General features: G+C 60.4%; 16 protein-coding genes. 9 read left to right on the top strand and 7 right to left on the bottom strand.

Annotated elements, in window-relative coordinates; all coding sequences use genetic code 11:
* Positions 1 to 69: 69 nt before the first annotated feature.
* The 4 genes from ACP7AJ_RS03085 (at position 70) to ACP7AJ_RS03070 (ending at position 11,208) form a co-directional block, all read left to right on the top strand.
* Positions 70 to 4,746 (top strand): PAS domain-containing protein, encoded by a 4,677-nt coding sequence (locus ACP7AJ_RS03085; RefSeq protein ID WP_426058711.1) that lies wholly within the window; start codon positions 70 to 72, stop codon positions 4,744 to 4,746.
* A 78-nt stretch (positions 4,747 to 4,824) separates the two neighbouring features.
* Entirely contained in the window at positions 4,825 to 5,976 is a 1,152-nt protein-coding gene (locus ACP7AJ_RS03080; RefSeq protein ID WP_426058710.1) for a methionine aminotransferase, read from the top strand.
* Positions 5,977 to 6,109: 133 nt separating this feature from the next.
* Complete coding sequence (locus ACP7AJ_RS03075; protein ID WP_426058709.1) at positions 6,110 to 6,895, top strand: amidohydrolase; 786 nt, start codon at positions 6,110 to 6,112, stop codon at positions 6,893 to 6,895.
* A gap of 689 nt (positions 6,896 to 7,584) precedes the next feature.
* Positions 7,585 to 11,208 (top strand): PA14 domain-containing protein, encoded by a 3,624-nt coding sequence (locus ACP7AJ_RS03070; RefSeq protein WP_426058708.1) that lies wholly within the window; start codon positions 7,585 to 7,587, stop codon positions 11,206 to 11,208.
* Positions 11,209 to 11,503: 295 nt separating this feature from the next.
* Here ACP7AJ_RS03070 and ACP7AJ_RS03065 read toward each other — a convergent pair whose 3' ends face one another.
* The 3 genes from ACP7AJ_RS03065 to ACP7AJ_RS03055 all read right to left on the bottom strand — a co-directional run bounded on the left by ACP7AJ_RS03065 (position 11,504) and on the right by ACP7AJ_RS03055 (position 15,018).
* On the bottom strand, positions 11,504 to 11,848 hold the full coding sequence (locus tag ACP7AJ_RS03065) for an immunity protein Imm33 domain-containing protein (protein WP_426058902.1): 345 nt from the start codon (positions 11,846 to 11,848) through the stop codon (positions 11,504 to 11,506).
* Between the two features lie 102 nt (positions 11,849 to 11,950).
* A complete protein-coding gene (locus ACP7AJ_RS03060) occupies positions 11,951 to 12,541 on the bottom strand; it encodes a hypothetical protein (RefSeq protein WP_426058707.1) in 591 nt (196 codons plus the stop codon).
* Positions 12,542 to 12,720: 179 nt separating this feature from the next.
* Entirely contained in the window at positions 12,721 to 15,018 is a 2,298-nt protein-coding gene (locus tag ACP7AJ_RS03055; protein WP_426058706.1) for an FG-GAP-like repeat-containing protein, read from the bottom strand.
* A gap of 107 nt (positions 15,019 to 15,125) precedes the next feature.
* Here ACP7AJ_RS03055 and ACP7AJ_RS03050 point away from each other — a divergent pair, with 107 nt between their 5' ends.
* Positions 15,126 to 16,424, top strand: coding sequence for a UDP-N-acetylmuramoyl-tripeptide--D-alanyl-D-alanine ligase (locus ACP7AJ_RS03050; protein WP_426058705.1), 1,299 nt, complete (start codon positions 15,126 to 15,128; stop codon positions 16,422 to 16,424).
* Positions 16,425 to 16,684: 260 nt separating this feature from the next.
* Here the strand turns inward: ACP7AJ_RS03050 and rfbC are convergent, their stop codons facing one another.
* Complete coding sequence (rfbC, locus tag ACP7AJ_RS03045; protein WP_426058704.1) at positions 16,685 to 17,230, bottom strand: dTDP-4-dehydrorhamnose 3,5-epimerase; 546 nt, start codon at positions 17,228 to 17,230, stop codon at positions 16,685 to 16,687.
* Positions 17,231 to 17,312: 82 nt separating this feature from the next.
* Positions 17,313 to 18,467: a glycosyltransferase family 4 protein gene (locus ACP7AJ_RS03040; protein ID WP_426058703.1), complete on the bottom strand. Its 1,155-nt coding sequence runs from the start codon at positions 18,465 to 18,467 to the stop codon at positions 17,313 to 17,315.
* Between the two features lie 118 nt (positions 18,468 to 18,585).
* On the opposite strand from ACP7AJ_RS03040, the gene ACP7AJ_RS03035 reads away from it, so the two are divergent.
* The 3 genes from ACP7AJ_RS03035 (at position 18,586) to ACP7AJ_RS03025 (ending at position 21,680) form a co-directional block, all read left to right on the top strand.
* Entirely contained in the window at positions 18,586 to 18,885 is a 300-nt protein-coding gene (locus ACP7AJ_RS03035) for a c-type cytochrome (RefSeq protein WP_426058702.1), read from the top strand.
* Positions 18,886 to 19,031: 146 nt separating this feature from the next.
* Complete coding sequence (gene hflX, locus ACP7AJ_RS03030; RefSeq protein WP_426058701.1) at positions 19,032 to 20,342, top strand: GTPase HflX; 1,311 nt, start codon at positions 19,032 to 19,034, stop codon at positions 20,340 to 20,342.
* 204 nt (positions 20,343 to 20,546) lie between these two features.
* Positions 20,547 to 21,680, top strand: coding sequence for a DUF6268 family outer membrane beta-barrel protein (locus ACP7AJ_RS03025; protein ID WP_426058700.1), 1,134 nt, complete (start codon positions 20,547 to 20,549; stop codon positions 21,678 to 21,680).
* A gap of 11 nt (positions 21,681 to 21,691) precedes the next feature.
* Here the strand turns inward: ACP7AJ_RS03025 and ACP7AJ_RS03020 are convergent, their stop codons facing one another.
* Complete coding sequence (locus ACP7AJ_RS03020; RefSeq protein WP_426058699.1) at positions 21,692 to 22,351, bottom strand: DUF6134 family protein; 660 nt, start codon at positions 22,349 to 22,351, stop codon at positions 21,692 to 21,694.
* Complete coding sequence (locus tag ACP7AJ_RS03015) at positions 22,341 to 23,141, bottom strand: DUF547 domain-containing protein (protein ID WP_426058698.1); 801 nt, start codon at positions 23,139 to 23,141, stop codon at positions 22,341 to 22,343. The genes ACP7AJ_RS03020 and ACP7AJ_RS03015 overlap by 11 nt, the downstream gene beginning before the upstream one ends.
* A 123-nt stretch (positions 23,142 to 23,264) precedes the next feature.
* On the opposite strand from ACP7AJ_RS03015, the gene ACP7AJ_RS03010 reads away from it, so the two are divergent.
* A complete protein-coding gene (locus tag ACP7AJ_RS03010) occupies positions 23,265 to 24,356 on the top strand; it encodes a BamA/TamA family outer membrane protein (RefSeq protein WP_426058697.1) in 1,092 nt (363 codons plus the stop codon).
* The last annotated feature ends 27 nt before the right edge of the window (positions 24,357 to 24,383 follow it).

The raw sequence follows: 24,383 nt of genomic DNA, 5'->3' as shown, positions 1-24,383 counted from the left end.
CCACTGGCATCAAGCTGACACCTATCTTTGAAAAAGCAAGCCCGTTGTGCTGCGCTGTCACTACCCTTTATGCCCACCCCTACCCTGCCCACTCCGGACTTTGAACTGCTATTTGCAGCGCTCCCCGCCCCGTTTGCGGCGCTGTCGCCCGATAGCACGGTTCTGGCCCTGAACACGGCGATGGTGGAACTCCTTGGTCCAGCTGCGGCCGCCCACCTTCCCGGGCAGCCGCTGGCCGCCATCCGCCGGGCCCTGGAAACGGCCGGCCATGTGGTGGCTCCCGCCCAGGCATGGGCAACGGGCCTGCTGGCGGCCCAAGCTGGCGCTACCCAGGTTCTTAGTCCCGACTGGCTGCCGGAAGGGCAGGCAACGGCCACCGCGGCCAGCGGCTTGGGGCATTGGGAAGCTACACTCCAGCCCGTGCCATCCGGCGCGGCGGGCCAGCTGCGCTACCTCCTGCTGCGCCTGCTAAAAGTGGACGAGCACCAGCGCAGCAACGAGCTGCTAAAGGCTCAGCAGCAGCACACATTGCGCATCCTGGACCAATTACCCCTCACCATCAGCACGATGGAGGGCCCCGAGCTTGCGTTTACGTTCCTCTCGGCCCGGGCCCGGAAGTCAATGGGCCCCCGCGCGGCATTGGGCCGTACCGTGGCCGAAAGCCTGCCGGAAATAGCGGCGCAAGGCTACCTGAAAATGCTGGAGAAGGTACGGGAAAGCGGCCAGCCTATTTTTGGTCACGAGGAACGCACCGAGGTGTTGGACCCCGCCACCGGCGAGCCGCACGAGCGCTACCACAACTTTGGGTACTTGCCCTTGCGCAGCGAGCAGAGCACCGGGGTGCTGGCCTACGGCCTCGACGTGACCGAGCAGGTGCAGGCGCGGCACCGCAACGAGGCCCTCGTGGCTGAAGCCCAGGCCGCTGACCAGCGCCTGCGCCGCGTCACCGAAAGCCTGCCTTCCATCACGTTCATCAGCGACGAGGAGGGCCGCATTCTTTATATCAGCCCGCAGTGGTATGCCTACACCGGCACTGGCCCGGCCGATGACATCACCCGGGCCTGGAACGACCACCTGCACCCCGACGACCTGGCCCGGGTGCAACCCGAGTACGCCGCCGCGCTGGCCAACGGCACGCCTTGGCGCTACGAGCTGCGCCTGCGCCGCCACGACGGCGAGTACCGCTGGTTTATGAGCCAGGGCGTGCCCGAGCCCCTGGAGGATGCCCTGGCAGCAGACCGCCCGCGGCAGTGGTTCGGTTCCGACCTCGACATTCACGAGCTGCGCGAAACCCAACGCCAGCTTGAAGCCAAGGACCAGCAACTAAGTCAGATTCTGAGTCAGAGCCCCGCCATGATTGCCACCGTAGCCGGCCCCGACCACCGCTTCACCTTCGTGAATGCTGCCTACGATGAGCTGATGGGGCACCGCGCCCGTGTGGGCGAGCCGGCTGCAAAGTGCCTGCCAGAGGTGGCGGAGCAAGGCTTCGTGAAATTGCTTGAAAGCGTGTATCAATCGGGCAAGCCGTTTGAGGGCCGGGCCATGCCCCTGGATGTGCAGGACGGCTCCGGCGGAGGGCAGCGGAGGTTGTACTTGGACTTCATCTATCAACTCCTGCGCAACAGCCTGGGGGAGCCCATTGGCATTCTGGCATTTGGAGTCGATGTAACTCAGCAGGTGCTGGCCCGCCAGGAAACCGAGGTGCTGCAAGCCGCCGTGCGCGACGCCGACCTGCGCCTGCGCCGCCAGGCCGAGGTACTGCCCATCATCACCTTCAGCACCGACGCCCAGGGCCGCACCACCTATATGAGTCCGCAGTGGTACCACTTCACGGGCCAGAAGCCGGGTGGCCCCTGGGCCGAAGTGGACACCGTGTGGGCCGACCGCGTGCATCCCGACGACCAGGAGAAGAGCCGCTTCGAAATTCAGCAGAGCATCGACTTTACCCGGCTGGGCCGGATAGAAGTGCGCCTGCGCGGTGCCAACGGCCAATACCGTTGGTTCCTGACCGAGGCCGTGCCCGAGCTGAATGCGGCCGGCAAGCTACGGCAGCGCTACGGCTACATGCTGGACGTGCACGAGTTGCGCGAAACGCAGCAGCGACTAGAAGAAAAGGACCGGCAGCTGAGCCAGATATTGGACCAGGCCCCGGCCCTGATAGCCACCCTGGAGGGCCCTGAGCACCGCTTCACGTTTTTCAACCCTACCTACAGCAGGCTGCTGGGCGAGCGCATCCGCTTGGGCCAGTCCATGGCCGAGGCCCTGCCCGAAATTGCGGCCCAGGGATTCATCAAGCTGCTCGACCAGGTGTACGAAACCGGCGAACCGTTTGTCGGGCAGGAAGTAATGGCTCTGATAAATGACCCGGCCACCGGCCAGGTTCAGGAGCGCTACTTTGACTTTACCTACAGTGCGCAGCCCAATGCCCAGGGCATCACCCAGGGCATTTTGAGCTTTGCCGTGGATGTAACGGAGCGGGTGCTGGCGCGCAACCGGGCGGCAGCTGCACAAGCCGAAGCCCAGGCCGCCGACCAGCGCCTGCGCCTGCTGGCTGAAAGCCTGCCCCTCATCACCTACCAGGCCGACGCCAACGGCCACATTGAGTACATTTCACCCCAGTGGTTTGCCTATACCGGCCAGGACCCGGCCTCGTTTGACGCTACCAACAGCTGGGGCAATGCGATTCATCCCGACGACCGGCCTCTGGTGAACGAGTCGTTTATGGCCCACCTTGCGGCGCGCAAAAGTTGGCAGCACGAGTTTCGCCTGCGCCGCCACGACGGGCAGTACCGGCGCCACCTATCGCGCTCGATGCCGGAGTTGGACCCGGACAGCGGCGAAGTGAGGCACTGTTACGGCACCACGCTCGACATTCAGGAACTGAGCGAGCGTACCGAAGAGCTGGCCCGCAGCCGGGCTGATTTTGCGGCCCTGGCCAACAACATTTCTCAACTGGCCTGGATAGCCGACCCAACGGGCAAGGCTACTTGGTACAACGAGCAGTGGTACGAGTACACGGGCTCCAGCCTCGAAGCTGTGCAAGGCTGGGGCTGGAAGGACATACACGACCCCGCTTTTGTAGAAGGTGTGACCGAGCGCTACCTGGCCTGCATTGCGTCGGGCGAGCCCTGGGAAGACACCTTCCCACTTCGCCGCCACGACGGGGAGTACCGCTGGTTCCTGAGCCGGGCGCGGCCCATCCGGGATGCAGCCACCGGCGTGATATTGCGCTGGTTTGGCACCAACACCGACGTAACCGAGCTGCGCCGGCTGCAAACCCAGCTGAGCGCCAGCCAGGAAGAGCTGCGTATTCAGGCCGAGAGCATTCCGCAGCAGGTGTGGACTGCTCAACCCGATGGCACCGTAGACTTTTATAACCACCGCACGGCGGCCTACGTGGGCTCTTCTATGGAGAAAACAGGGGCACCTCATTGGCTCAGCTTTGTGCACCCCGACGACCTGGCCCCCATGCAGGCCCGCTGGGAGCAGGCCATTGCCACCCAGCGCTACTACGAAGCCGAGTTCCGGCTGCGGCGTTACGACGGCGAGTACCGCTGGTTCCTTGGCCAGGCCCAGGCCCGCCGTGCCCCCAGCGGCGAGTTGCTGAAGTGGTACGGCACCAACACCGACGTGCACCAGCAGCGCGTGCTGCAGGAGCAGCTGCTCGCCAGCCAGGCCCGCTTCCAGCAGCTACTCGAAACCCTGCCCCAAATGGCTTGGACTGCCCGCCCCGATGGCCGCGTAGACTACTACAACTGCCGCTGGTACGATTTCACCGGCGGCACCTTCGAGCAGTTGCAGGACTGGGGCTGGGAACGGTTTGTGCACCCCGACGACCTCACATTTACTTTGATGCGCTGGCAGCACAGCCTCAGCACCGGCGAGCCCTACGAATGCGAGAACCGCTGGCGCGACCAGCAGGGCCATTACCGCTGGTTCTTGACCCGCGCCGAACCCCTGCGCGACGAAGCTGGCGCCATCTCCCTGTGGGTAGGAGCCAATACCGACGTGCACGAATTTAAGCAGGTGCAGGAGCAGCTGCAAGCCCAGAATGCCCGCCTAGTGCGCACCAACGAAGACCTGGATAACTTTGTGTACACGGCCTCGCACGACCTCAAGCAGCCCATCAACAACATGGCCAGCATTTTTGAGGAGCTGACCCGCACAGCCTACTTCCGCGACCCCGACGCCATCAAGCTCATCGGCTTCTTTGAGCGCGCGCTGGCCCAGATTTTTAGCACCATCGACGACTTGAGCGTCATTGTCCGCGGGCAACGGCAGCAACAGGAAATACCAGCCGAAGAGGTGTTGCTGGCGCCGCTGGTGGCCGAGGTTATCGGCAGTCTGCAAGACCAGGTCACCCAAAGCGGCGCTGTGTTTGAACTGGACTTTGCTACCTGCCCGGTGGTAACCTTCGTGCGCCCCAACATGCAAAGCCTGCTCTTCAATCTACTGAGCAATTCGCTGAAGTACGCCGCGCCGGGCCGACCGCCCCGCATCCGCGTCAGCTGTACGCCCGATTTGGTGACCGGCCGCCCCATCCTCAGGGTGCAGGACAACGGCATTGGCATCGACATGGACCGTTTTGGCCCGCAGCTTTTCCAGCTGTTTCGCCGCTTCCACACCCACGTCGATGGTACGGGCATGGGCCTGTACCTGGTCAACCGCATTGTGCAAAACCATGGCGGCCACCTCGAGGTGAGCAGTGCGGTGGACGAAGGGACAACATTTCAGATTTATTTGTAGCCCGCACTCCCCTCTCTAAGAAGGAGAGGAGTTAGACTATTCTTTTGCCTACGCTCAATCACACTCATCTCCTAGCCCGTGCTTCAGTCCAAGCTCCCCGACGTCGGCGTCAGCATCTTCACGCAAATGACCTTGTTGGCCCACGAAACGGGCGCCATTAACCTCGCGCAGGGTTTTCCTGACTACGACCCGCCGCAGGAACTGCGTGAGGCCCTCGCTCGCCATGCCCTCACGCCCGGCCACCACCAGTATGCGCCCATGCCCGGCCTGCCGCGGCTACGCGAAGCCATTGCCACCCAAGTAGCCCGCTTGCACGCCAACGCACCAGCCCCCGACCCGGCCACGGAAATCACCGTGACAGCCGGGGCCACCGAAGCGCTGTACGCGGTGCTGGCGGCCGTGGTGCGCCCCGGCGATGAAGTGGTGGTATTTGAGCCGGCTTATGACCTTTATGGTCCCGCCATTCGGCTGCAGGGCGGCGTGCCGCGCTACGTGCGCCTGCCCGCCCCTCACTTCCGTCCCGACTGGGACGCTGTGCGCCGAGTGGTATCGCCGCGCACGCGCCTGGTGATGGTGAACACACCCCACAACCCCAGCGGTGCCGTTTTCACCCCCCAAGACTGGCACGAGCTGGCCCGCCTGCTGGCCGGCACCGATGCCCTCGTGCTCAGCGACGAAGTGTACGAACACCTTGTGTTCGACGACACGCCGCGCATGAGCGCCCGCCAGCACCCTGAGTTGCGTGAACGCAGCTTTGTGCTTTCCTCCTTTGGCAAAACTTACCACGCTACCGGCTGGAAAGTGGGCTATTGCATTGCGCCGCCCGCACTCAGTGCCGAAGTGCGGCGCGTGCATCAGTTTCTAACGTTTGCCGTGAGCACCCCCATTCAGCACGCCCTGGCCGATGTGCTCGCCGCCGATGCCTCAGATGCCCACGCCCGCGGCCTGGCAGCCTTCTACCAGCAGAAACGCGACGCGTTTCGAAGCTTACTGGCAGGTGCAGGCTGGGACCTGCTACCCGTGCCCGGCGGCTACTTCCAGCTAGCCCGCTACAATGCGCTTTCTCCGGCTTCCGACATGGCTTTTGCCCAGTACCTGGCCCGCGACAAGGGCGTGGCCGTGGTGCCGGTATCGGCCTTCTACCACGATGGGTTTGATGACGGGCTGATTCGGTTTTGCTTTGCGAAGCAGGAGGCCACATTAATTGAAGCCGCGAGCCGCCTGCGGTAGGAGGCGTTTGTCATCCTTAATCTGGCGTCCGCTTGCGAAGGACCTTATCACTCAGGAAGGGTAAGCAATAATATTCACAATGCGAACGGGATAAGGTCCTTCGCAAGCTCAGATGACAATTTTTCCCTAAAACATGTCCGACCTCACCGTTTCTTTCCTGCAAACCGAGCTGCACTGGCACGATGCCGCCGCCAACCGCGCCGCCATTAAGCAGCACCTCGACCAGCTCACCGCGCCCACCGACCTCGTGGTGCTGCCCGAAATGTTTACCACTGGCTTTAGCATGGAAGCCCCGGCACAAGCCGAAACCATGGAAGGCCCTACCGTAGCCTGGCTGCGCGAGCGTGCCGCTGCCCTCAACGCCGTAGTCACCGGCAGCGTCATCATTAAAGAAAACGACGCTTACCACAACCGCCTGCTGTGGGTGCGGCCCGACGGCACCCTCAGCAGCTACGACAAGCGCCACCTCTTCACGCTGGCCGGCGAGCAGCACGTGTACACCCCCGGCCGTGCCCGCCTCGTGGAGGAATGGCGCGGCTGGCGCATCTGCCCGCTGGTGTGCTACGACCTGCGCTTTCCCGTGTGGAGCCGCAACCAGCCCGTGGCGCCATACGACCTGTTGCTGTACGTGGCCAACTGGCCCGCTGTGCGCCGCACCGCCTGGATGACCCTGCTCCGTGCCCGCGCCATCGAGAACGTGGCTTGCGCCCTGGGCGTGAACCGCATCGGTCGCGATGCCCTGGGCCATGACTACGCTGGCGACTCTGCGCTCCTGGACGCCCGCGGCAACTACCTGGTAGAAGCCCACGACCAGGCCGGCGTGTTTACCCATACCCTGCGCCGCGACGAGCTAGAGGAGTTTCGAACCAAGTTCACTGCCTTGAATGACGGGGATGCCTTTGAATTCAGTGCACCCTAGTTTTTAAGATTCGCCACATTTCAGGCTGCGGGTAGGCGCTTTTTTGTGCGCTTACTCGCAGTTTTTTTATGGAATTGGTACTGGCTTGTGGTTTCGCAACCCAGCGACTGCCTCTCTACTTCGATGCTCAGGTAAAAGTCAAGTGCAACACTATATGCGAAACACTTTGACTGAGCAGCTTATTGTTATAAGCAAAATTCAATTCTTACCCCATCTTAAATTAACTCAGCATAAAAAATGGGCCAAATTTCGCTCATCAATATCTTAGATTAATCAATGCCAGAAACCCATGCAACCAATTGCCCTTGCGGTTTATACGCAAATGTCCTTGCAACAGATTTTATAGTTTTTTTATTCAAAAAGCTTTTTAATTCGATTTTCAGCGGTAATTTAGACTTCTGTAATCGTGTGGCAGCATAATTATTTAATAAAAACTAACACTAATCAGTCCTTTAAACGAGTCACTCAAATTGTATTTTTTCATTTTAGTGATAATAATTATTTGATACCGCTACTAGTTTTCGCTGGCAGACTATCATCAAAATAAGTCAATTATTCACTCTTGAGCTACTTTGAAGTAGCCGAACACATCCGAAACAATTTCATTTTTTTTGATACCCGCTTTCAAAGCCACAGTACCCACAATGCTTTCGCAATAAATATATAAAGTTTAATAAAATCTAGCTTCCATGATAAAATTTTACCGCTCATTCACTTGGGTAACGTATCTGATTAGTTATTGCCTTACCTGGGCAGCGTCCAGCCAGCAGGCCTGGGCGCAGACAGTGCCTCGGGCTACTATTGTTTCCATTGTGCCCAGCCTCAACACAGGCCAGGACTATTCGCCGTGGTTGAGCGACGACCTGACCAAGCTGGTACAAAACCAATGGAGCTCCATCCATTTCCAGTACGTTGACGTTACGTTGGCGCTGAGTGACCAAACCAGCGTCAGCCGCATTTCGCTTTACGACCACGAAGGTTCCTTTGCCAACTCGCCGGCCTACATTTATGCCTTGCGTGGCAGCGAGCGCACGCTCCTAGGCACGTTTACTGGCGAGGCTTACCTGCAATGGGTTAGCATTAACGTGAGCACGGCCGTTACGGCCGATGCCATCATTGTTCGGAAGTACGGCAACAACCTGCCGCAGAAGGTTCAGGTTTTCGGCACGGCCATCGCCAATCCTACCCTTTCGCAGTCGGTTATCAGCTTCCCCTCTCTGGCCACCAAAACGGTAGGCGACACGCCATCCGACCTGGTGGCCACCAGCAACAATGGCGTTACCCCTATAACTTTTGCGTCTTCTAACCCGGCGCTGGTATCGGTTTCGAATACCAGCGGCCGCTGGCAGGCCACGGCGCTTGCTGCTGGCACCGTTACCATTACGGCCTCACAGGCAGGCAGTGCTACCTACCTGCCCGCCGAAGATGTGGCCCAGCCCCTGACTGTGATGGCGGCCCCTGCGCCTACCACTACGCCCACTAACACTGAACCCTCCGCCGCCAAAATTTCCCTGGACCCCCAGCGCTGGTACCAACTCACAAATGCTCCGGATGGCATCACGCAGCTCTTCGATGGCATCACCAGCGTAAACCCGACCACGGGCTGGGGCAAGATTATCCCAACCTTTGATTCTTATTACCCCTTAAAGGCCGACGAAACCATCACCATCGAAAGCGTGAAGCTCTTCGACGGCAGCGGCAGCTTCGCCAGTACGCCCATGACCCTATCGGTCATCACCGATACTTGGCAGCGCGTTCCGGTGGCCACGTTCACCGGCGAGCAGTACATGCAATGGGTAGGCCCGTACCCTAGCCGGCCCACCACGTTCCGCCTCGACAATGTGGTCAGCAATGCCCGCTACCTGGTCATTACGTCTTCGGGCGGGTACCCCACCGAAATGGAGCTGTACGGCACGCTCACGGCCCCCGCTCCGGCCCCGCAGCCGAGCCCCAGCACGCTGGCCGCGCAAAAACAAATCAAGCTGCGGCAGTCCATGGGCGTGAACGCCTTTGAGTGGGACCTGGAAGACCCCGCCAAGCCTTCGGTAGTAGACACGGCCCGCCTGCGGGCCATGAAGAACTTTGCCGGCATCCGCCACTACCTCGACTGGGAAAAGATAGAGTGGACCGAGGGCGGCTACACGTTCAGCCCCTCGCACCGGGGCGGCTGGAACTACGACGCCATGTACGAGCGCCTCAAGCAGGAAGGCGTGGAAGTGTTGGTGTGCCTGAAAGACATGCCACCATGGCTGCAGGCCACCTACCCGCTGGACCAGCGGGCCGGCGACAATGTGCCCGTGCGCTTCGGCCAGGATTTCCTAGAGCCGGCCTCCTATGTGCAGCACGCCAAAGCGGCGTTTCAGCTGGCGGCCCGGTACGGTTCCAACCCCAACGTTGACCGCTCGCTCCTCAGCGTGAACACCAGCACCGTTTGGAATGGCGATGCCATCAACCAGGTGAAAGTGGGCCTAGGGCTGATAAAGTACATTGAGTGCGACAACGAGCGCGACAAGTGGTGGGCGGGCCGCAAAGCCTACCAGACCGCCCGCGAGCACGCCGCCCACTTGTCGGCGTTCTACGACGGCCACAAAAACACCATGGGCCCGGGCGTAGGCGTAAAAAACGCCGACCCAACCATTCAGATAGTGATGGCCGGCCTGGCCAGCGCCAACTTCGACTACGTGAAGGGTATGATAGACTGGTGCCGGGAGTTCCGCGGCTACAAGGCCGACGGCAGCGTGAACCTGTGCTGGGACGTCATCAATTACCACCTCTACTCCAACGACGCCGGCACTTCGCAGGGAGGCTCCTCTACGCGGGGCGCGGCTCCGGAAGTATCGAATGCCGGCCGCGTGGCCCAGTCGTTCGTGCAAATGGCCCACGAGTACGTTGGCGGCATGCCGGTCTGGATTACCGAAACCGGGTATGACCTCAACCAGGGCAGCCCACTGAAAGCCGTGGCCGTGGGCACGCGGTCAGTGCTGGAAACGCAGGCCGACTGGACGCTGCGCAGTTCCTTGGCTCACGCCCGCTGGGGAGTGGAGCGCGTGTTTCACTACCAGCTCTACGACGACAACCCCACCAGCGCTACACAATTTAACTCGATGGGACTTGTCAATTCTGACAAAACGCCCCGCCCCGCCGCACAGTACCTGAGCCAGGCCAACCAGCTCATGGGTGGCCACGTCTACAAGGAAACCCTCAACGCCGACCCCTTGGTGGACCGCTACGAGCTCAACGGGCAGTCGATGTACGTGCTGGTGGTGCCCGACGAAAAAGGCCGCACCGCACCCTACACCCTGAACCTGGGCAGCGCCTCGCACGCCGATGTGTACCGCCCCACTATCGGCAGCCGAACCATGCAGGTGCAGCGTGTGGCGTTGCAAAGCGGCCAGCTCGCCCTGCAGGTAACCGAAACGCCCGTCTTCGTGGTGGCGGCCCCTGCCACCACCGAGCCTACGCCAACGCCTACCCCCACTCCTACGCCGACTCCAGTTGCCTGCTCGGCTACCGGTACCATTCTGCGGGAAGAGTGGAGTAACGTGAAGGGACGTACCATTGCGGACATTCCGACCCAAACCGCTCCTACCAGCACCAGCCAGCTGACCCAGTTTGAGACGCCCATCAACAAGGGAGACAACTACGGCGCCCGCGTGCGGGGCTACCTCTGCCCGCCCGCCAGCGGCGCCTATACGTTCTGGATTGCCGGCGACGAAGTGGGCGAGCTGTGGCTGAGCACCGATGACTTGCCGGCCAACAAAGCTCGCATTGCGGTGCTCACGAAACTCACCGGCTCGCGGGAGTGGAACAAGTTTGCAAGCCAGAAGTCTGCCCCAATCACCCTGGTGCAAGGCAAGCGCTATTACATCGAGGCCCTGCACAAGGAAAACACGGGTGGTGACCACTTGGCCGTGGCCTGGCAGCTGCCCAACGGCACCATGGAAGGCCCGATTCCCGGCAGCCGTTTGTCGCCGTTCGTTGCGCCCACCGCTTCAAAAACTTCAGCGGCTGTAATTGCTCACGAGCCCGTTGTCAACACCCTGGCCGCCGACGCGGTGACCCTGACGGCGGCCCCCAACCCCCTCACGGCCCAAAGCACGGTTCGCTTCAAAGTTGGCGTAGCTGGCACCGCCACGTTGAGCCTTTACGACATGCAAGGCCGCCTGGTGCGTCAGATTTTCTCCGGAACGGTGGAAGCCGGCGCCGAGCAGGAAGCGGTACTGAAAGCAGCAGATTTGCCAAGCGGCGTGTACACCATTCAACTGCTGACCGCTACCAAGCTGGTTCATCACCGGGTACTTGTCGCCAAGTAAGTAGCAGTGAAACTTGAACGGGCTCCTGCTCAGCTGCCAAGGCAGTTAGGCAGGAGCCCGTTTTATGTGGCTAAAAGACGTCTGAAAGAGGGCGAAAGTGGCAACGCCCCCGGCCCTGGCAGCGGTAAAACACTCTTTTAACTTGGTTAGCAGGTGATGCGCATTAACTGACTTTCTGATTGGTAACTTTTGCGCGTTTCGAACCTAGCCTACCGGATGCTGAGTGGAACAAGAAGCCTCCGACCCTGAGGAAATGGTCAGGGCTTGATGTTTAGATTTTCACCGTTTAGCTGAACTACTGTAACAGCGTCTCGTCAAACCACACATCCTCGTATCCTTCTTCCGGAACAAGCAGAAAACGCCAGCCCGGCGCTAAACCTAAGAAGCGGTGAAGGCTAGGCGCCCACTCATCGAGGTGCGTCACGTGCAACGGCTGAAAAAGGTCTTCCGCGTCCGAGGCTTCCCCAGCCCACACGTACCAGCCCGTGGTGTCGCCTTCGGGCTGGTGCCGTACACCGTGCAGAGGCCTCATGCCGGTTTGAACACCTGCTGCCACGCCTATTTTCAGCTCTTCCGGACTCACTACATACACGGAACCGTATTGCTGGCATAAGCTACGCTGTGCTTCTTCCTTGGTTATGCTCCTGCAAACTAGTGAGCTGCGAAGGAAACGCTTCTATTTTTGAACGCAGCTCGTTTACCTTCGGACCGTTTTTGTGAACGGCGGAGCAAAGGAGCGGTCTTAGTACTTGACATCAAACCGGCCCTGGGAAAGGCGCAGCGAATCCAGGCCGCCGTCTCGCTTCACCGTGGCCTCGAACGTGCCGGCCACAACGCGCGCCACCGTGTCGAGGCGGGTGATGACCACCTGCCCGCGCGCCGTCGGCCCGGTGTAAAAGTTCCCGTTCATCCGCGGCCCGCTCGCTTGGTAGAGGGCGTGCGAGGGCCGAACCCGGGTAATCACCCCCGGGTCAATCTCCTGCTCGAGTGCGTACGTGCCCGGGCGGCGGGCCCCGGCCAGGTGCAGCGTCAAGATTTGGTAATGGTTGCTGTCCTGGTGCCGGAACAAGCCCACGGAGAGCTCATAGGGGCCGCGATAGGACGGGCCATAACGCGCCTGAACGGCAGGGCCGCTGCCCAGCAGGGTGCTCTGTTTGGGCAGCCAGGGCTGGCCGTTCTCCAGGAAGCCGGCGGTGTTCTGACCGGATTGGGTCGCGCGGGGCAGGCCGTTGGGGTCCACGTTGTCTTTTTGACAACCGGCCAAGGTCAGCAAGACGGCGAAGGGCAACCGGCGCGAAAGGACCATGAGCTGGGGGCAAGGGCGAAGGAGCAAGGTACTCCGCAAGTACCTAATCATTTGCTCGAATTCTTAAACCACTGGCATGTCCTCACTATAACACAGCTCTTTAGCATTGCCGGTGCGGTACGAGTTTAATAAACTCGTTCACATTTCAAAGTTCAGGAAACTCAGATAGGAATCGAGTTTCCTGAACTCACCAATAGGCCCAGTAGCTACCGCACCAGCAGCCGCTGCACCGCCGCCGAGCCATCAACACCTTCGGCCCGCACCAGGTACACGCCGGGTGCCAGGCCTGCCAGGTTCACCGCGTGGCGGCGCTGGGCACTACCTACTTGCTGCACCACGCGGCCGGTTAGGTCGAGCAGGGTGATGCGGGTGGGTTTGGCTGTTCCTACGGTAGCGGTGCCGTTAGCAGGATTGGGATAAACTACCAAGGCCAGAGTCCTCGCAGCTTCGGTGCGCGTGGTGGTGATGGTGCGGTTGCGGGTGCCATAGCTGAGGACGCCGCCGGCCTGGGTGCCAATGAACAACTCGGGGGCTCCATCACCATTCAGGTCGGTAGCAGCCAGACCGAAGTGCGAGGAAATCTCCAGGCCCAGGCGGGTGGGCTCGTACTGGCCGGTCAAGGGATTGTAGAGCAGGTCGGTGCGCTCGGCGAAAATATTAGTTAGGGCGCGGTAGTTGGAAAAGAAACGCAGGAAGCCACTGGCATCGGCCGTGAGCAGGTCGGGCTGGCCGTCGCCGTCGAAGTCGGCTACAGTAGCACTCAGGTTGAGGGGTCGGGCCCCGGTAGCGTCGCGAATGCGCCCAAAATCGTTATCCACTAGCACAAAAGCACTGTCCAGCGGCCCGCGGCCGCGGTTGCGGAAGTAGCGCAGGCTCATGCCAGGCTCCTGGATTTCGTTGGTACCAATGAGCAGGTCGACGTAGCCGTCGTTGTCCACGTCGGTGAAGCTGGGCATGTCTGCGCGAGCGGCCGGCAGCACACCGGAGCCAGCGGGGCCCTGGGGTTTGAAATTGATGGCACGGGCCACGTCGAACGCGGCAGGCTGGCCAGAGGCGGCCGTATTGAGGATGTAGTATAGCACGTTGGTGCTGCCATTCCAGGCGCCGTAGGCCAAGTCAAGGGCGCCGTCGCGGTTCAGGTCGACCAGCACGGGCTTGATGCCTTCCAGGCGCCGGGCGGCCAGGCCCAGGTAGTCGTCGGTGACGAAGCGGAATACCGGCCGCACGCGGGTGCCCACGTTGCGGTAGTAGGTGATGGTGGCGCGGTACGCGTTGTTGACGCGGTCGGCGTGGTTGCCGATGAGCATGTCGGGCAGCCCGTCGCCGTCGATGTCGCCGAAGGTAGGAGCAGCGCCTTCGCTCAAGTCTATCATTTCGTTCTGCAGGAAGCCGGCGGGGCGATACTCAAAGGCCGGCGCCCCGCTGGCGGCGGTGTTCTCAAAGAGTTGCACGTGGTTGCGCAGGCTCACCTTGTCGTCGTTGTTGCTGAGCATGTTTGGGGCCACCACGAGGTCGGGACGGCCGTCGAAGTTGGCATCAAACGAATAGGCCGCCGGGAAGACGGGCACGCGGACGGGCGTAGCCGCCGAGGGAAAGCTGGAGCTAATGCCGGCCTGGTTAAATACAGGAGCCAGCGCAGTGCCCTGGTTGAGCAGGCGCGTGAGCTCGGGGCAGTTGTCGCGGCCGTCGAGCAGGTCCAGCGTGCCGTTGCCATCGAGGTCGAGCAGCAGCAAGCTATGTCCACCCGTGTGCAAGGGCCGGGCCACGGTAAAGCACGACTGTCCGCTGAACTTGTACTCGGCACAGCCACCGCAGGCCTGTATGCCACCGTAGTTATCGGTGCTCATTCTGAAAGTAAGGGCGTTGCCGCAAGCGCCCGAGCTGGTGTTGAGGTACAACTCTATGCTGCTGGCACTGATAAAGTCGTAAGTCAGGATGTCGAGCTTGCCGTCGCCGTTCACGTCCTGTATGGCGGGCAGGTTATAGCCCCCAATGGTGAGGTTGGCCGTGCCCTGGAAGCCGCCAGAAAACCGAATCTGGTTGGTGGTGAGCTGAAAGCTGGGGCGGCCGTTGGCCAATACATTGCGAAAAACCCGAATTTCGCCGTTGTTGACGTAGGTAAAGAGGTCGGGGCGGCCGTCGCAGTCGTAGTCGCGCAGCAGGGCCCAGCCTTGCAGATCAGCCGGAAACAGCGACTCGTACTGCGGGGCATACTGCCAGCGGCGGCCCGCAGCGGTGCCCGGCGCGGCCACGCTCAGAAACGTGTAGCAGCGGCTGCTGATGTGGTCGAAGGCAAACAGGTCATCCTGGCCGTCGTTGTTCAGGTCGATGGTGCTGAACTGCGGCGTATCGAAGCCACCGGCCCAGGCGTGGCGCAGCGTGTCGGTGCCCTGCACTACCGCGGCCAATGGCCGGTATTCGAACCCAAACCCCGCTGCCGACTGGGCCCGCACGGCAATTGAAAAAGCCAGCAGGGCCAGTAAAACAAGTGTAGAACGGAGCATAGGCGCAAGGCAGCGGAAACGGTTCGGGTGGGCTATGTCGGCAAGCACAAAAATCAAGCCCACCTTTGTAACAGTTTACACCCGGTTTTCTCTTAGCGTTCAACTTCATGTTGCTCTACTCTCATTACCTGGCGGCCGGTGGCCACGTTAGCACTGACTCGCGCCAACCCCAGCCCGGCACCTTGTTTTTTGCCCTGAACGGGCCCAGTTTCCGAGGCGCGGCCTTTGCACCACAAGCTTTGGAAAAAGGTGCCCGCCACGCTGTAGTGGACGATGCCGACCTCGCCGCCACCGACCCGGCCCGCTACACCTTCGCCACCGACCCGCTGGCGGCCCTGCAGGAACTGGCCCGGCACCACCGCCAGCAGTTCGACATGCCGGTACTGGCCATCACGGGCTCAAATGGCAAAACCACCACCAAAGAGTTGCTGACGGCGGTGCTGGCCCAAAAATTTCGGGTCCTGGCCACCATCGGCAACCTCAACAATCACATTGGCGTGCCGCTCACGCTGCTGCGCCTGCGCACCGGCGAGCACGACTTCGCCGTGATTGAGATGGGCGCCAACCACCGGGGCGAAATAGCAGCTTACTGCAAGTGGGCCTTGCCCACGCACGGCCTCATCACCAACATCGGCAAAGCTCACCTCGAAGGCTTTGGCGGGGCCGAGGGCGTGGCCCTGGGCAAAGGCGAGCTGTTCGACTACCTGGCCCGCAGCGGCGGCACCGCTTTCGTTAACACCCTCGACCCCAAACTGCCCGGCTTGGCCGCGGCCGTGCCCACGCGCCTCACCTACCCCGGCCCCACCGATGCCTACCCTGCTACGCTGCTGGCCGCCGCACCTGCCGTGGCCCTGCGCCTGGCCGATGGCACCGACGTGGCCGCCCAACTCACCGGCGACTACAACTTTCCCAACCTAGCCGCCGCCGCCGCCGTGGGCCAGCACTTTGGTATTGAATCCGACAAAGTAGCCAGCGCCCTGGCCCGCTACAACCCGCAGAATAACCGCTCGCAGCTGCTCCGCACGGAGAAAGGAAACGAGTTGGTACTGGATGCCTACAACGCCAACCCCAGCAGCATGTCAGCAGCGCTGCGCAGCTTCGCTGCACGCCCTGCTGCAGCTGGTCAGAGCAAGCTAGCCATCCTCGGCGATATGTTTGAGCTAGGCAACGAAAGCGCCGCCGAACACCGCCAGCTAGGACAGTTGTTGGCTGAGTTGAACTTGTCCGCTGTATTGCTGATTGGTCCCGAGATGGGCCTGGCGGCCGAGGCAGCCAGGCAAGTTCAGCACTTTCCCACAAAAGCCGAGGCAGCAGAGTGGTTGAGGCAACATCCGGTTAGCAGCCAGCAGGTGCTGGTGAAGGGCAGCCGCGGCATGGCCCTGGAGACGCTGGTGGAACTGCTATAGTGGGGAACCCCGGCCTTTCCAAGCGGAGCGCTTCAACCAAGTAACCTCCCACCTGCCGTTGCTTCCCTCTCTTTTGGAGAGGGAAGCAACGGCACAAGGACAACGTAGCTTAATCTACAGAAAGCCCCATTGCTACTAGCAATGGGGCTTTCTTATTTCCGATTATTTCGTCAAGCTCCCCCTCTCTTTTGGAGAGGGGCCGTGCCTGGCAGGGGTGAGGCTCCGCCGAAAAGGTTCGGCACCTAGGCTGCAGTGCCCAGTTAAAACGGGCTCACAAAGTCTTTCAGCAACGGCAGCTCATCGTCTTTGCCCGATACCAGCGGCGCTACTTCCGTGCCCCAGTTGATATTCAAGTCGGGGTCGTCCCAACGCAGACCGCCTTCGGCACTGGGGGCATAGTAGTCGCTGCATTTGTAGAGGAAAATGGTGTTGTCCTCCAAAGCCATGAAGCCATGGGCAAAACCGGCAGGGATATACAGCATGTTGCCACGCTCGGCCGTGAGTTCTATCATCTGGTGCTGGCCGTAGGTCGGAGAATCGCGACGCAAATCCACAGCGACGTCGAAGGCGCGGCCCTGACCTACACGCACCAGCTTGGCCTGGGCATGCGGCGGACGCTGAAAATGCAGGCCGCGAAGCACTCCTTTCTTGGAGTTCGACTGGTTGTCCTGCACCCATTGGGCATCGGCTCCGGCTTGCGCCATAAGACGGGCGCTGAAGGTTTCAAAAAAATGACCCCGGTCGTCGGCAAACACACGGGGAACAAACTCGACTAGCCCGGCAAGGGGTAATTGCTTTACTTCCATTGGAACAAATGTAAAAAGCTAATAACGGTCATTCGGCGTCTTCGTTAGGGATACGAGGATAATTATTGACTGAGGGTCGGGGCTACCGCCGCACGTCAGCCACGGCGGTCAGGTACTTATCGAGCACCAACCGCTCGTCGAATTTGGTTTCGGCCAGGTAGCGGCTGTTTTGGCCCATGCCTTTTAACTCGGCCTCTGAAAGCCGCAGCACCTGCAGCATCTTGGCAGCTAAATCAGAGCCGCTGCGCACTTGGCAGAGGTAGCCGTTGCGGCCGTCGACCACGGTTTCGCGGCAGCCGGGCACGTCGGTGGTGACGAGGGGCTTACCTACGGCGGCGGCTTCGAGCAGGGTTTTGGGCGTGCCCTCGCGATAGCTGGGCAGCACCACGCAATCGGCGCGGTGCAAGTGGGCGGCCACATCGTCGGAGCGGCCCAGGTACTCGATGTCGCCGCTTTTCAGCCACTCTTCGAAGGTGGCCCGGGGTATGCCCACACCGCCGGCTTCGTCGAGGCCACCCAGTAGCTGAATGCGTGTGCCGGGCACCGCCTCACGCACGATTTTTGCTGCTTCAAAGTACTCCACCACCCCTTTTTCGTAGAGTACCCGCGCCACCATCAGAAACACAAACGGGGTTTGGCGCGTGAATTCGGGAGCCGGGCGAAACCGCGTGGTGTCGACGCCGGAGCCGGGGAGCAAGTCGGTGATTTCACGGCGCACCAACCCGTTTTCCAGGAATAGCTGCCGGTCGTCGCCGTTCTGAAAGAACACCTTGTGCGGAAAGCGAAACGCGAAGCGGTAGAGCCCCAACGCCACCTTGCTCACGAAGTTTTTAATAATAAACACCGTGCCTAGGCCGCTCACGTTATTGATGCTGGGCACGCCGGCCATGCGGGCCGCGATGCTGCCGTAGATGTTGGGCTTGATGGTGTAGTGCAACACCACGTCAGGCTTTTCTCGCTTGTAAATTTTGTAGAAGCGTAGCGTCAGGGCAGCATCTTTTACGGGATTGGTGCCTTTGTTTTCCATCAAAATGGGCACAAATCGGCAGCCGAGCTCGGTTTCGAGGCGCTGGGAATAGTCATCGGGCGGCGCGATGGCCAGCACTTCGTGGCCGGCGGCCTGCAAGGCGCGCACGAGGCTGGCACGAAAATTCCAAATATTCCAACTGGTGTTGATGACGAGGGCGACGCGCAAAATGGTGAGCTGGTGAGTGGGGAAATAGAGAGTTGGGCGCAAAGTTCGCCCTTACAGATTGGACCGCCACCCGGTCAAGAGGAATACTCCCCAATTCACCTCCTCGCTATTTTACCAATTACGCCGGTACTTTGTGGTCACTTTGTGTGTTGTGCCAGGTATGAATATTCGTTTTGCGGCGCTGACGCTGCTGCTTCCTTTGCTTGCCGTTTCAGCAGCTGCGGCCCAGCCCCCGGTGCTGCCGGGCCGGCTGCTGTACCAGAAAAACTGCCAGCGCTGCCATGGCCCCAACGGCAAAGCGGGCCTCAACGGTGCCCACGACCTCACCAAAAGCAACCTCAACGCCTTTGGGCGAACCTATCTGGTAACCAATGGCATGGGCAAGATGCCGGCTTTTGGCAAGACCCTCACGCCCGAGCAAGTACAGCAGGTGGTAGCGTATTCGCTCACTTTGCGGTGATTTGGTTGTTAGTTGCGGCTTGTTGGCGCCAGCCTTCACTCCAGAGAGAAGGCGCACCCAAAAGCGTCAGAAATCCGTTCAGCAAACTGGTAGCGCGTATAATTTTGACAACCCGCGACCACTAGCAACCGACAATCACCCTTTCCATGGCAAACAAACCCACCTCCGGCGGCCGCAAGCCGGGCGGCAGTACCCGGCACTTCACCACCGACAACGCCAAGGCCGGCTTTGTCGCCAGCAAATCGGGCGGAGCCTACGACACCGCCAAAGAGCAGGAAACCGCCGTACTGGTGAGCGTGCCCCCGCGCCGCCAGTCCGAAGCCCAAACCACCGAATACCTCGACGAGCTGGCCTTTCTGATTGAAACGGCCGGCGCCACCGCCACCAAACGCTTCGTGCAGCGCCTCGAAAAGCCCGACATCCGGACCTACGTGGGCGAAGGCAAGCTGGCTGAAATCAAAGCCTACGTGCAGCACGAAGGCACCAGCATGGTGGTGTTCGACGACGACCTCTCGCCTTCGCAGCTGCGCAACCTCGAAGCCGAGCTGCTGGTAAAAATCGTGGACCGCTCGCTGTTGATTCTCGACATTTTCGCCCTGCGCGCTAAGTCGGCTACTTCGCGTACCCAGGTAGAACTGGCGCAGTACCAGTACCTACTGCCCCGCCTCACCGGTCTCTGGACTCACTTGGACAAGCAGCGCGGCGGTGTGGGCATGAAGGGCCCGGGTGAAACCGAAATTGAAACCGACCGACGCATAGTGCGCGACCGAATAGCCTTCCTCAAGGAAAAGCTCGAAGACCTCGACCGGCAGAGCCACACCCAGCGCAAGGCCCGCGGCGGCTCGGTGCGCGTGGCCCTGGTGGGCTACACCAACGTGGGCAAAAGCACCCTGATGAACGTGCTGGGCAAGTCCGACGTGTTTGCCGAAAACAAGCTGTTTGCCACCGTAGACGCCACCACCCGCAAGGTGGTGCTCGACCAAACCCCTTTCCTGCTTTCCGACACGGTAGGGTTCATCCGCAAGCTGCCCACCAAGCTCATTGAGAGCTTTAAGAGCACACTCGATGAGATTCGTGAAGCCGACTTGCTGCTGCACGTGGTCGACATCTCGCACCCCGGCTTCGAGGAGCAGATTCAGGTGGTGAACGACACACTGAGCGACATTGGCGCGGCCGATAAGCCTGTACTATTGGTGTTCAACAAGATAGATCAGTACAAGCCAGACGACGCCGAAAAGGACCCCTTCGGCGAAGTGATGGACGCCGAAGATGACGGCACGGCCCCGCGCCCGCCTCTGGCGCAACTGCAAGCCACCTACATGGCCAAGCTGCACGACCCGGTGGTGTTTATCTCGGCCCAGGAGCGTACCAACCTGGATGAGTTGCGCGAACTGTTGGGCAAGCGCGTAGCTGCCCTGCACCAGCAGCGCTACCCCTACCAATCGGTAAGTGAGTGATTTGGTAGCTCAGTGAGCTAGTGAGTTTGAGTAGAATGTCATTCGTTGTCTGGATTTAGAAGACGGATACGAAAGCAGTTACCGTTCACTAGCTCATTGAGTCGCGAAATTACTCTTCTGCCACCTCCCATTACCTAACAGCCATTGTTCCGGTTTATGCGTATGGGCAACATTCGCCTTCAATAACCTATTCCGGCCCCTTTTATGGCTTTGCTTTTTGCTTATCGTTCCCGGCTATTGGCGGCCGCGTTTCTCTGCATTGGGGGCGTGGCTCGGGCCCAGGATAGGCCCCCCGTGTACCCGCTAGCCGCCCCTTCCGGAGTCGATACCATTGTGGGCCTTCCCAATCGACGCCTGTTTGCCAACCCATCGGTGCTGGGTATGGGGCCAAGCAAGGGACTGATTGTCCGCTACGAACGCATGCCACGGTTCGGGGTGAAGTCGGAGGCCCAGGTGGTAGGCATCAACAACTACGCGGGGCAAATTGATAAAAACGCGCGCCTGTCTATCAAGGGCTACATTCCGGCCTGGAATCGACCGCACCTCAAAGTGGTGGTGGGCCTGAGCTACGAACGAGAGGAGTTCCAGTTCAACGGCCCCGCCACCACCGACTACGAGCTATACCGCAACATCGAAGACAAGGGGTTGAAAAGCATTTCCTCCCAGATAGTAATGCTCCGCCCCGTCGACGAGGTGCACTGGTACCTGGCCCGGGTGAAGGGTGAGTTGAGTGGTGACTACAACGCCGCTACCGACCTGAGTACCCTTGACTACTTCCGCTTCTCGGCCGAGGCCGTGTACGGCTGGAAGCGCAGCGCCCGGTTTTCGTGGGGCCTTGGCTTTCAGTACGGCTACACCTTTGGGCGACTCAGCCTGTACCCGGCGGTACTTTACAACCGCACGTTTAATGACCGTTGGGGCATCGAAGCCTTGTTTCCGGCCCGCATAACGGTTCGGCACAACCTGTCGGAGTCGTCTATTCTCTATGCTGGCTACACCGTGGATGGCTACAACTACATCATCAAGCTGCGCAACGAGCTCGAGCGCCTGAACCCAAACGGCACGCTGGTTTCCGGCAAGATTCCGCTCAGCACCTTGGAGCTGCGCGAAACCGAGGTCAAATTTCGCCTGCGCTGGGAGCGCGAAATATTTAGTTTCCTCTGGATGGGGGCCGAAGCCGGCTACCGCTACAATTACGCCTTCGACGCTTTCGACCGGACCAACAACGACCGCGAAAAAATTATCGATTCCAAGTTCAACGGCGCGCCGTATGCCAGCCTGGAGCTGTTCATCACGCCTCCGCGCAAGTTGCTGGAGAAAGCCGGCGTACGACGCTAAGTGCCGCCCACTCAGGGCAGCAGCCGGATAACGAAGTTCTTCAGCGGGTTCTTTTTGATGATGGTTACGAGTTGGCCGTTGGCGTACTGGTATTCGTCTTCGCGGCCGTCGCGCAGGGCGCTATGTTTATTGGGCGCGGCGCGGCTCAGGGTGAAATAGTCGCCGAAGTATTCAGCATAAGCTTTGGTTTGGCCAGCGGGCTCGCCAAAAAACAGATTGGTAACGGCGTAGGTAATGGGCTGCTTTTCGGTGGCGCGGTAGCTGTGCTTGTATTGCTTGGCCACGATATCGTAGTGGTCGCCCTTCCATTCGGCCCGGGATGCGAAATCGCCCTGGTTGGTGTGCGCTTCCACCGTAGACAGCTGCAGCTGCCCGTTGCGAAAGCGGTTGTTGACCTGGTAATAGATTTTCAGGTTGTAGAACAGAAACTTCACCTTTACGTCGCTCACCAACGTGTAGAGCACGTCGGCACCGGCCTGCGGCTGCCGGGTGGCCGTCATAGTACCCACCCGGAGGCCAGCTACCTCGATGGCATAGCGGCGGATTTCCGGGGCGGCTTTGGGAACCTGGCCCCGGGCAGCCGGCAAGAAACCTAGGCCGCTGAGGAACAGCAGGACAGACGCCCGCTCCGCCCAACCGCTGGCTGTGCCCCAGGCAACCTTACTGCTCATTCAGCTTCCAGTTGTAGTCTAGGTACTCCACTTTGGCCGAGGGGCTCATTTTGGTGCTTGCATACTTGTTTACCCAGCTGGCCACCGACTGGCCATTGTTGCTCCAGTCGCCCTTGTACCAGTCGAAATACTTCGAGAGCAGGACGGCGTCTTTGCCAAGCTTGTTCTTGCTGGGGTCGTTCAGGAAGTCGCGGCCCTGGTCGTCGAGTTGGCGGTCGAGCTTGTCGGCAGTGAACGCCTCGTTGCGCAGGCGCGGGCAGGATATGGAGGCGCACACCAAGGCAAAGTGAATGCGCGGGTCGTTATACTTTTTGCGCAGTGTGCCGTGCTCGATGTTGTCCAGGCTCATCTTCTCGCCGCCGATGCTGAAAAACTTCGAAGCCCAGGGCGTGGTCACGAAGGGAATCTTGATTTTCGAGCCAATGTCCTTGATGCTTTGCACCGGGTAGTGGTTCAGAATGAGGCGGATGGTGTAGGCGTTGTAGGCGTTTATCCAATAAGCCATCTGCTCGTTTTTGCTCCAGCTCTTGGCTGGCGGGTTTTTGCTGAGCAGGTCCAGGTATTGGTCGAACTCCTTCGAGTCGGCTTTAAAGCCTTTGTAGCTCACCAGTCCTTTTTCGTTGACGTGCTTTTTCAGCAGGCGGTCGTAGGCGCTGTGGTCCACGGGCGGCGCCGCGATGCTTGCGGTGGTGCGGGGCGCCAACGGTGCCGGGGCAGGTGCGCCAAAAGCCATCAGGGCCGCCACTGCGCCGATGCCCACAATTACTGCCGGCAACTGATTTATTTTCATTTGATTATTGATTGACTTTTTCATCATAAAGAATATACGAGCCTGCCTTGCGGTAAAGTTTGAGCAAGGTGCCAAACTATTAAGCACTGTGCATTCGTAAGCTTTCCAAACCTTTACTCCCTAATGCTCCTAACTACTGCGCTGCTGGGCCTGGCGGCGCTGGCGCCCGCCGACACCATTCCCAAGCGGTTTTCGCTGTTTCCGCTGCCGGTGGTGTATTACACGCCGGAAACCCGGTTTGCTTACGGCGCGGCGGCCACGGCCACCGTCCGGTTTCGGCGCGATGCCGGCTTTGCCGCCGCGCGCCCTTCGCAGATTACGCTTGGCGCGGCGTACACGCAGAACAAACAGTTTGCGGTGTACCTGCCGTTTCAGGTATTCTACAACCACAATAACTACTACGCCAACGGCGAGCTGGGCTACTACCGCTACAATTATTACTTCTATGGCCTGGGCAAAAACGAAGTGCCGCGGGAGCTGTTCGGCGTCACGTTTCCGCGCGTCCGCCTCAACCTCTTCCGCCGCATTGCGCCCCAACTCAAGCAGGGCACGCTGTATGCAGGCCTGCGCTACCAGTACGAAGACTACGACGTGACCTCGGTGGTAGCCGATGGCCTGCTGGCCTCCGGCACCGTGCCGGGGGGGCAACGCAGCCGGCTCACGGGCGGCGGCGTGGGCTTGTTCTTCGACTCGCGCGACAACTTGTTTTACCCCACCAAGGGCGCCGTGGCCGACGTGCGAACAATGATTCGCAACAAGGCCGTGGGCGCTGGCCTGGCCGGGCAAACCACTTATTCCGACCGCTACGTGGCCGACGTATCGTCGTACCACGCCCTGCATGAGAAATTAATTCTGGCCGTGAACTACTACGCGAGTTTCACCGTGGGTACGGCTCCGTTCAACGCCATCTCGCTGCTGGGCGGCACCCGCCGCATGCGGGGCTACTACGAGGGCCGCTACCGCGACCAAAACACCGGCCTGGTGCAAACTGAGTTGCGGGTTGGGGAATACAAACGGCTGGGGGCCGTGGTGTTTGGCGCGGTGGGCGTGCTGGGCGACGGTGAGACGCTCCTGCGCCTCGATGCCCCCAAAATCGCCTATGGCGCGGGCCTGCGCTTCGTTATTAACCGACGCGACCATCTCAACCTGCGGCTCGATTACGGGCTAGCCCGGCAGTCGAGCGGCTTTTACCTCACCATCGGCGAAGCCTTCTAACGAAGCAGGTTAGCAAGTCTGATAAAT

Origin of the sequence: Hymenobacter sp. B1770 (assembly GCF_049896385.1) — a bacterium.
Classification (GTDB): domain Bacteria; phylum Bacteroidota; class Bacteroidia; order Cytophagales; family Hymenobacteraceae; genus Hymenobacter.
Note: the sequence above shows the minus strand (reverse complement) of the source record. Positions and strands in the feature narration are given on the sequence as shown.